This is a genomic window from Rhodopirellula maiorica SM1 (assembly GCF_000346295.1).
In the GTDB taxonomy this organism is placed as follows: domain Bacteria; phylum Planctomycetota; class Planctomycetia; order Pirellulales; family Pirellulaceae; genus Novipirellula; species Novipirellula maiorica.
This window is the reverse complement of sequence record NZ_ANOG01000389.1, coordinates 1-8,573: the sequence shown is the minus strand read 5'-3', so window position 1 is coordinate 8,573 and position 8,573 is coordinate 1. Positions and strand designations below refer to the sequence as shown.

At 55.0% G+C, this 8,573-nt stretch carries 8 protein-coding genes and 1 pseudogene; 6 read left to right on the top strand and 3 right to left on the bottom strand.

Annotated features, from left to right (window positions below; all coding sequences use genetic code 11):
* The 3 genes and pseudogenes from RMSM_RS12585 to RMSM_RS12575 all read left to right on the top strand — a co-directional run.
* Positions 1-1,564: pseudogene (locus tag RMSM_RS12585) on the top strand (hypothetical protein); the annotation flags it as partial.
* Positions 1,561-2,643, top strand: coding sequence for a prenyltransferase/squalene oxidase repeat-containing protein (locus RMSM_RS12580; RefSeq protein WP_008696321.1), 1,083 nt, complete (start codon positions 1,561-1,563; stop codon positions 2,641-2,643). The pseudogene RMSM_RS12585 and the gene RMSM_RS12580, both read left to right, overlap by 4 nt.
* Positions 2,644-2,645: 2 nt before the next feature.
* On the top strand, positions 2,646-4,289 hold the full coding sequence (locus RMSM_RS12575; protein WP_160168284.1) for a TlpA family protein disulfide reductase: 1,644 nt from the start codon (positions 2,646-2,648) through the stop codon (positions 4,287-4,289).
* Positions 4,290-4,322: 33 nt separating this feature from the next.
* Here the strand turns inward: RMSM_RS12575 and RMSM_RS12570 are convergent, their stop codons facing one another.
* The 3 genes from RMSM_RS12570 to RMSM_RS12560 all read right to left on the bottom strand — a co-directional run bounded on the left by RMSM_RS12570 (position 4,323) and on the right by RMSM_RS12560 (position 6,721).
* Complete coding sequence (locus RMSM_RS12570; RefSeq protein ID WP_008696318.1) at positions 4,323-4,874, bottom strand: rhomboid family intramembrane serine protease; 552 nt, start codon at positions 4,872-4,874, stop codon at positions 4,323-4,325.
* Between the two features lie 72 nt (positions 4,875-4,946).
* Complete coding sequence (gene queC, locus RMSM_RS12565) at positions 4,947-5,642, bottom strand: 7-cyano-7-deazaguanine synthase QueC (RefSeq protein ID WP_008696317.1); 696 nt, start codon at positions 5,640-5,642, stop codon at positions 4,947-4,949.
* Between the two features lie 116 nt (positions 5,643-5,758).
* Positions 5,759-6,721 (bottom strand): 3'-5' exoribonuclease YhaM family protein, encoded by a 963-nt coding sequence (locus tag RMSM_RS12560; protein WP_040766121.1) that lies wholly within the window; start codon positions 6,719-6,721, stop codon positions 5,759-5,761.
* A 144-nt stretch (positions 6,722-6,865) separates the two neighbouring features.
* Here RMSM_RS12560 and RMSM_RS40905 point away from each other — a divergent pair, with 144 nt between their 5' ends.
* The 3 genes from RMSM_RS40905 to RMSM_RS12550 form a co-directional block, all read left to right on the top strand.
* A complete protein-coding gene (locus RMSM_RS40905) occupies positions 6,866-7,042 on the top strand; it encodes a hypothetical protein (RefSeq protein ID WP_008696314.1) in 177 nt (58 codons plus the stop codon).
* Positions 7,043-7,141: 99 nt separating this feature from the next.
* On the top strand, positions 7,142-7,834 hold the full coding sequence (locus tag RMSM_RS12555) for a hypothetical protein (RefSeq protein ID WP_008696312.1): 693 nt from the start codon (positions 7,142-7,144) through the stop codon (positions 7,832-7,834).
* A gap of 114 nt (positions 7,835-7,948) precedes the next feature.
* Positions 7,949-8,573: c-type cytochrome domain-containing protein (locus RMSM_RS12550; protein ID WP_008696311.1), on the top strand; the 625-nt coding region annotated here is incomplete at its 3' end.

Sequence of the window (8,573 nt, the reverse complement as noted above, 5' to 3'; positions counted from 1 at the left end):
GGGGGAATCGTTGTTGCGACAAGCCTCTCACAACACCGAGATCGAAGCCGAGCAGGTCCAGCAATGGGCCGAGATGCTACAAACGCTTGACGATATCTCGGAAAATCGAATGCCGTCGGTTGCGGATTTGTTGGAAAAAGCATCGGCTGAGAAAGTGGCCAGCAAAAGTGAGGCTGCTGAAAGCGCGAACGGTGCAAAGGGGCAGCCGAGCACGCAGCAGAGTGGTGCGTCATCAAGCGACGAGGACCTTTCGGATGTGGATTCGGATTCGACAGAAACACCCAACTTGGTTGACCAAGAATCATCGCAGCAGCCCAGCGGACCGGCCGAACCAGGCAAAGAAGAACCGACGGAAGAATCCAATGCTCGATTGGACAAAGCAGTGACGATCGTCACCGGGCCGGTAAACGATTCGGCAGCGGAGACCGATGCCAACGAGTCGGAGCCACCGGCAGTGGAATCGAGCTTGGATGCCGCGATCGAGGAACAAGCAAAATTGTTAGCCGAATTTGAAAAGGTTTCCGACGATCTTGACTCTGTGATGGCGAATCTCGAGGGCAGTACCCTGGTCAAGCGTTTGAAGGCGGCATCACGCCAGCAGTCCGCTGTTGCCGAACAGCTCGCCGCTCGCATCGAGGGATTGTTTGGGGCTGCGGATTCCATTTCACCAAACGACCAAGCGGTGCTCGAACAATTGGCCATGACCGAACGTGACAGTACCCAAACGCTGGCCGCGATCATGTCCGATGTGGACGGCTATTATCGTCGACGGAATCTAATGCGGTTCAAATTGGTGTTCGAAGAAATGAAACAACTTGATGTATTGTCGTCGCTGAAAAAACTCAGTCAGCAAGTCGCCAAGGATCAAGGCGTCGTGATGGCGCAAGCCGAGTTTTGGTCCGATACGCTGGACCGCTGGGCAGATGATTTGATTGAAAACGGTGACGGCGAGAGTGAATCGGATGACAAGAAACTTGCTTCGCTTCCGCCCGAGGCGATTTTGGAGATGTTGCGAATCCTGGAGGGCGAAGTCGATCTTCGCGAGGCAACACGTGTGGCCGAACAATCCAAAGGAAGCGTCAGCGACGACGAGTATCGGCGAGACGCAATCGCGTTAAGCGATCGGCAAACCAAGCTGCGACAGCGAAGCGAACAATTGGCAGATGAATTGGAATCATTGCCCGATGGATCGGTTCATTTCGAAGCCGACATTAATCTGTTATTGATGGTCAGCCAAACAATGAACGAAGCGGCTAGTTTATTGCGTTCGCCAAGCACGGGCAGCGAAACAATCGCGGCACAGACCGAAGTGATCGAGATGTTGCTGCGGTCCAAACGGATCAATCCGCAGGGCGGCGGTGATGGCGGTGCGAATCCCGAAGGAGGAGGGCAGGGCGAAACCGACGAAGAGGCGTTGGCGCTTCTGGGCGCCGGGTTGAATGCGAACGAAAAACTGCGAGAGAGCGAGGTTCGTCAAATGACCGGCGAATCGGGGCGTTCATTGCCCGAAGAATTTCGCAGCGGACTTGGTGAGTATTTCCGGCGATTGGAGGAAAGTCGATGAGTAAACAAGTTCGCCAAATTATCATCACCTTGCTACTTACATGTTCGCTATTTTCTGCCCACGCGAATGCTCAACAGCCTGCCGGCTTGTTAGTACCCGCCGCCGATGAAGACAGCGATCCCGTTTCGCGTGACGTTCGCGAAATGTACGATGCCGGGCTGGCTTATTTACTGCAGACGCAAACCGAAAATGGCACTTGGTCCGCAGGCGGCGAAGCGGGCGCGGGAACCACGGCGCTAGGGTTGTTGGCGTTTTTGGCGTCCGGGGACGATCCTAACTTTGGGCTCTACCGCGGTGCTATTCGCAAATCGCTTCGCAATATCATCCGTAACCAATCGAGCGATACTGGTTACATGGGGCCGAGTATGTATCACCATGGGTTCGCGATGTTGGCGCTCGCCGAGGCCTACGGTGCGGTGGACGAAACTGATTTATGGAGCGGCGATTCGATTGATGCTGCGGATCGTGAACATCAACGCAGCATCGGCCAAGCGTTAGAGTTGGCTGTGCGATCGGCGTTGACGTCTCAGAAAAACAATCCGCTCGGAGCGTGGCGATATTCGCCGGGGGCAAAAGACGCCGATACCTCGGTCAGCGGCGCGGTGGTGATGGGATTGTTGGCCGCCCGCAATGCCGGGATTGAAGTTTCCGATGAATCGATCGACCGAGCATTGGGCTATTTCTCAAGCATGACTTCCGAGACCGGGGCAGTGGGTTACGCGGGAGGGCTGAGCGGATTCGGAGAATCGATTGCCCGTTCGTCGATTGTGTGTTTGGTCTATGCGATTGCTCGGCGAAAAGATTTGCCCGAATACGCGGCGACGGAAAGCTACTTGCGAAAGAATCTGAATGAACGAACCGGATGGATCGAATACGCATGGTACTACCAGTCGCAAGCTCTGTTTCAAGCGGATGTTGATTTGTGGGAAAGATGGAATGAATCGCTGGTGCGAAAATTGAAAGCGCGTCAAAGTCCCGATGGCAGCTTTTCAGGTGATCTTGGGGCGGCGAATTCGACCTCAATGTCGCTGTTGGCGTTGGCCTTGAATTTTCGATTCTTGCCAATTTACGAGCGATGAACATGATGCGAATTGTCTGTGCCGTTTTATTGGGATTGTTCCTCGCCTCGCAATCGCTCTTTGCCGTAGGGCCTGCGATGCGAGTGTGGCTTGTCGATGGAGGCTATATCGATGGGAATTTGAGTTGTGACGCCAAAACTGATCACATCCTTTGCGATAGCCCGCTGTTTGCTAAGCCGCTGGAATTTGATGTCGACGTGGTGCAGAGTGTCACTAAAAAGAACACGATCTTTGGTCGACGATACAAGCTGCGTCGACGGGAATCCGAGCAAGCTGAATTTGGGAATCCGGCACGGGCCATAGTCACACAATCTGGTATCTCCGCCTGGCGTCGATTGCTCGCATCACGCAGACTCGAAATGCAACTTGAATCCAGTGGCGTCGATCTGGCAGGATGGCTGGTTGATCGTCCCTCAAAGCCGAGCGGTCGATTGGTGTGGCAGACGGCATTGTCTGAGAATGCGACTGCGATCAATCAAGGTCCACAAGGAAAAATCTCCATCGGCTCGCCACGTCGCGAAGACGACCTCGACGAGTCCGACGGGGCGCTGCCGGTCGTTTTTCGCACAGGCGATATCGTTAGCGCGGCGATCACCCGCATTGATTCACGCGGCGTGACTGCGCGATGGTCTGGGCAAGGCGAGGTATTGATTCCAAATGCCGATCTCGAATCAGTGACGCTGACGAAAGTCACCAAGCCGCTCGAGGTTCACCCGCGTGACCTGCAGCGGATGTTAGTCGTGCCTCGATCTATGAAAGACACGCCGCCGACGCATTTAGTGGTTTCGGTCACGGGCGATTTACTGCGATGCAATGTCCTTGAGCTAAAGACGGATGTCTTGGTCGTCCAAGTGCGATCCAAGACGATCGAGCTGCCGCGTCACCGCGTCGCCAAAATTGTATGGCTTTATCCGCAGTTGGATTCGCAGAACGCGTCAACGGAGTTTCTCGTTCATGCGGTGCTTGTGGATCATCGCGAAGTCACCTTGCGGGAATTTGCAATCGAAGAGCAGAAGTTGATGGGGCAGAGCAGGGCGTTTGCTGAATTTGAAGTGCCGCTGAGCGATGTGAAATCCATCTATTTCGGTCGTGATCCTGTGGCCCAGGCATCGGACCGTGTCGAGCGTGATTGGGCAATCCAATCAGCAACCTTGCCGATGGCGTACCGTGAAGAACCATCACGAAAAGCCCCGACGCTAGGTGTGGCTTCGGAGTTGATTGGTAAGCCGGCGCCTGATTTCGATTTGCAGACGATCGAGAGAGAATCGTTCGATTTATCCGCTTTGAAAGGACGTGTGGTCGTGCTCGATTTTTGGGCCAGCTGGAGTGCACCGAGTCTGCGAGGATTGTCCGAGTTTTCACAAGCAATCTTGGAGGTGGGCGGCAACGACGTCGCCTGGGTGGCCATCAATTTGGAAGAGTCCGCGGCAACGGCCTCGCGCGCGATCGAGCGAGTCAGTGTGGATGCGGCGGTGGTGATGGATGTCAACGGCGACGCAGCGTACGTCTACAAGGCCAAGTCGCTGCCACACACCGTCATCCTCGATCGCAACGGAGTGGTGGTGTATGTGATTGACAGTAACACCCCTGAACGCTTGGAAGTCTTTCGCCAAGCACTACAGCAAGTGTTCACCGAGCCCAAGTAGGTTTGGGTGAAATCGCATTTGTAGACCCCGTGGTTATCGCGACCGCGAGGTGGTGATCCCGACGATCAGTCCGCTGAGAGCGCCAAATAGATGGCCGTCCCAGGAAATGACGCTGCTCCATCGCGGCAGGATTCCCGTCAGCAGCGCGCCCCCAAACAGGATGCCGACAAGCAACGCGATGGTGATCGAGATCGGATGTTTTTCACGAACGCCGACGGTGATCAAGTAGGCGATCAAGCCGAACACGAGACCGCTGGCGCCGATATGGTTGGCGCTGCGGCCCAACAACCACAAGAGGACTCCGTTGCCGATCACGATCGCGACAATGATCGGCCAAGCACGATGCCGCGATGCAATCGTTAACCCCAGCAAGATTGCCAGCGGGATCGTATTGGCAATCAAATGTCCGAAGCTGGCGTGCAGAAACGGCATCAAACCAATGCCAACCAGCCCTCGTAGCGTTCGCGGCAGCAATCCAAATTGGTTGAAGTCGATCGGAATCACTGCGTCGACAATCCGAACCAGCCACATTGCCAGCAACAGGATCAGGATCGGATAGGCTTGCTTTTTTAATGCAGTGCTCATCGCGATGTCCTTGCCGTGTGTGCCCTTGCCGCGTATGTCCTTGCCGCGTTACGGGGATCGAGACCGGATTGCTTACAGACTCGGGTCGGACATTTCGTTTTCCGCGAAGCCTTTGTTTCGCAACAGACATGCATCGCAGTGACCACAGGGAATGCCTCCTTCGCCGGGATCGTAGCATGACAGCGTTTGAGAATAATCTACGCCTAGTGAAATGCCTTTGGCGATGATTTGTGCTTTGGTCAAATCCAGTAGCGGCGTATGGATTCGCATCGGGCTACTTCCTTCGACGCCCGCTTTGGTGGCGAGGTTGGCCATGTTTTCAAACGCGGTGATGAACGCGGGGCGACAATCGGGATACCCGCTGTAGTCCAACGCATTGACTCCGATATAGATGTCGGTTGATTGAATCGTTTCGGCAAACGCAAGTGCGAGCGATAGAAACACCGTGTTGCGAGCGGGAACATACGTGACCGGAATCGATTCGCCAACCTCCTCGACGGCTTCGTGCTTTGGCACCCCGATCGATGCATCGGTGAGTGCGGATCCGCCGAATTGGGCCAAGTTGATGTCGACGATGCGGTGAGATGCAGCGCCGAGTGAACGGGCAAGCTGCTCAGCTCGCTCGAGTTCATATTCGTGACGTTGGCCGTAGCGAAAGCTGATCGCATGTGCGGCAAAGCCTTCGGCATTGGCAATCGCTAGGCATGTTGCACTATCAAGGCCGCCTGAGAGAAGCACGACGGCGCTACGTTTTGGATGAATGGTCATCTCACGGGCTCCTTTAAAGGAAGCGGTGGGCGTGTGGGTTGTTTTGAAGAATTGATTGGAGGGCTGGACTGCTGAAAGCTTCACTCATGACGCCAGACCGGCAGCCTCGCCCACAGCTAGTCTCGTTTGTTCCACAATTTGCGGCCAATCGATGGGTTGTAGTTGGTCCAGTTGCCGTCGACGGAAATGTCGGACTCGATGATGTTGGTGTACGATTCGATCTTGGCATCGAGATTGTCGATGTGATGCAGTGTCACCGCTTCTAAAGTAACGGGCAATTTCGGGCTGCCGAATTCGATTTGCCCGTGATGGCTGACCACGAGATGTTCGAGCTGTAGACGCAGTTCAGTAGGAAACGGCTCGGCGGGCGAATCGATCTCGCGAATCTTTTCGCCAAGCATCTGGACGCCGATCACGATGTGCCCAACCAATTGACCGCGATCGGTGTAGTTGGCTTCGCCTTCGGAGGAGATTTCTTCGAGTTTTCCTAAGTCGTGCAGAAAGGCGCCAAACATTAGCAACTCGGTGTCGAGTTGCGGATAGCGGGGGCCGACCAAGACGCACAATTCCATCAGATCGAGGGTGTGTTTCAGCAGACCGCCAGGATAGGCGTGATGATTACTGACCGCTGCGGCACCGATCTCTAACCGCTGCATGAATGTGTCGTCGGTTAGAAAGGCTTGCCCGAGTCGCCGTAGATGCACATTGTGTAGACCGCCCAATAGCTCGCTGAGCCGGCTCCGCAATCGCTGAGATTGGTCCGCATCAAAACGCTCGAAATCGGCGACGTCCACTTCGCTCGCATCCATCCGCTCGACGGTGGTGACGATCATCTGGAGCGCCCCATTGTGGATCTGGGTTCGGCCGACGCAGTGGACATAATCGCCGCGGTCAAACGAATCAAACATGATTTCGTCGGCATTCCAAAGCATGCCGGACACGGTACCGGTGCGATCGGTCAGTTTCAGGATGATGTACTTGCCGCCTTGCCGGTTCACCCGCAATTGTTTGTCGGATGCGCGAAACGATTGGGCGATTTGCTGACCGTCGGTCAATTCTGAAATAGGTGTACGATTCACGCTGCGAAGCACTCGCGTTGGGGGAAGAGAGGGGAAAAGAGGGTCTGTCACGAACGTCGCCTTAGGATGGTCTTTTGACGTGACGTTTGGAAGGCCCTGGAAAATCACGGTTTGCGGACCCGCATCGGCGGCAGAAGCGTCAAAATGCCCGGAAAGCGAGGGGAAGACCGCATGCAGGCTGCCGGAAACCAGGCGGAAGAGCAGGGCAGGGCGGCGGGCGAGCAGATTGCACGTGTCGCGGCGGGTCGATCGACCGATTTCGGAGCCGGTAAAGCGGTGAATTTCCGTCAAAGCGAGGAAAATCGTGGCACACACTTCTAATTTCTCACGTTATGCTACGCCCAGCGTTGCTGTTCTCTCTCGTGGTTCTGGTTGCGAAGGGAGTTCAGATTGAAGTAAGTTCGGGTTAAAATGATGGTTATGTCACAAGATACTCCCGCCGCAGCTCAGCGAACGACCTCGGTTAATCTGGTCCGTTCGTCGAATCCATGGACGCAAGCGAACAGTGCGGCCGGGTTTGTGCTGCGTTATTTGGTGACCGTGCGTCGTCAATTATTGGCGATTTTGGGGTCGTCGGATCACGCCGACGAGTGCCTGAAATTGCTGATCGCCCATTTGGTTTCGGTCGGTTTTGGCGAATACAAAAAAGGCAAATTGCGAGATTTTTTGATTCGTGCGATTCGCTCGACCGCGAAGACTCGGCTAGCAGAACTTCCTGAAAATTTACGTTCCGCTGCGTCCATCGAGTCCATGATGAACGATAATGAAAAGTGGTTGTCGTTATGGCGAACGGGATTGCTTGAACGTGCTTGGCGATCGCTCGAGCAACTCGAACACAAGAATCCTGAGTTGCCGATGTTTTCGGTCCTGCACTGTGCCACCACGAAACCCAAGACGCCGGGCCAACCCTTAGTTCAACGAATCAAGGCCGAGCGGGGGCTCGATTTGACCGATTCTCGGATCCGCCAGATCCTTCCCGAAGCTCGCGCTATGTTCGCTCAACTGCTGGCCGACGAGGTCGCTGAGACTTTAGAGAAACCAACCCCAAAAGATGTTAAAATCGAGCTGCAAACCCTCGGTTTGACCAAAGCCTTTGATGGGATTGTGATCTGATCCTTCCCTACACCCCACTGCCTACCGCTATTTCCCACCTGAATTCTGCATCCCACCTGCTTGCCGTCAGCTCATGAAGAGCTTGTTGAGTCCCTCCTTTTAATTGAGACTGACATGAAAACCATCCTTCCCTCCCTGCCTCGCGTTACATCTTTGCTTGTTGCCGCTGTATTGGTGGCTGTCCCTCTTTTCACGGAACCTGTGTTCGCAGATTCCGAAGCGGCCGAACCGCCGAGTCGTGTGACCGTCCAGACGCCCGAGGTGGACGTCGTGATCATCGAAAAAGAGGTTTCCGGGCCAGCAAAGATTTTGGACGACGAAGGCCGGATGGTGAATTTTCAGCGAGACATCGCTCCGATCTTCGTCGCTCGCTGTTTGGATTGTCACGGCCCCGAGGAAGCGAAGAATGATTTTCGCGTCGACGATGTCGATTCGATGATGAGCTATGTCGAAGCCGAGGATATTGAATCGAGTTCGCTATACGTCGACTATTTGACGACCGACGATGAAGACATGCTGATGCCGCCGGCAGCGCATGGTGGACCGTTGACCCCCGGCGAATTGGCGCTCATTCGTGTCTGGATTTCTGAAGGAGCCCATTGGCCCGATGACGCGGCGCTAGTGGCATCCGGTGATGAGGTTCCTGCGGTCGCACCAGAGATGGTTGCGCGAAGTCTGCCTGAGCGGGCAGTGGGCGTTTCAAGGTTATCTGCACCCAGCCACCGTGCACTTTCCCATT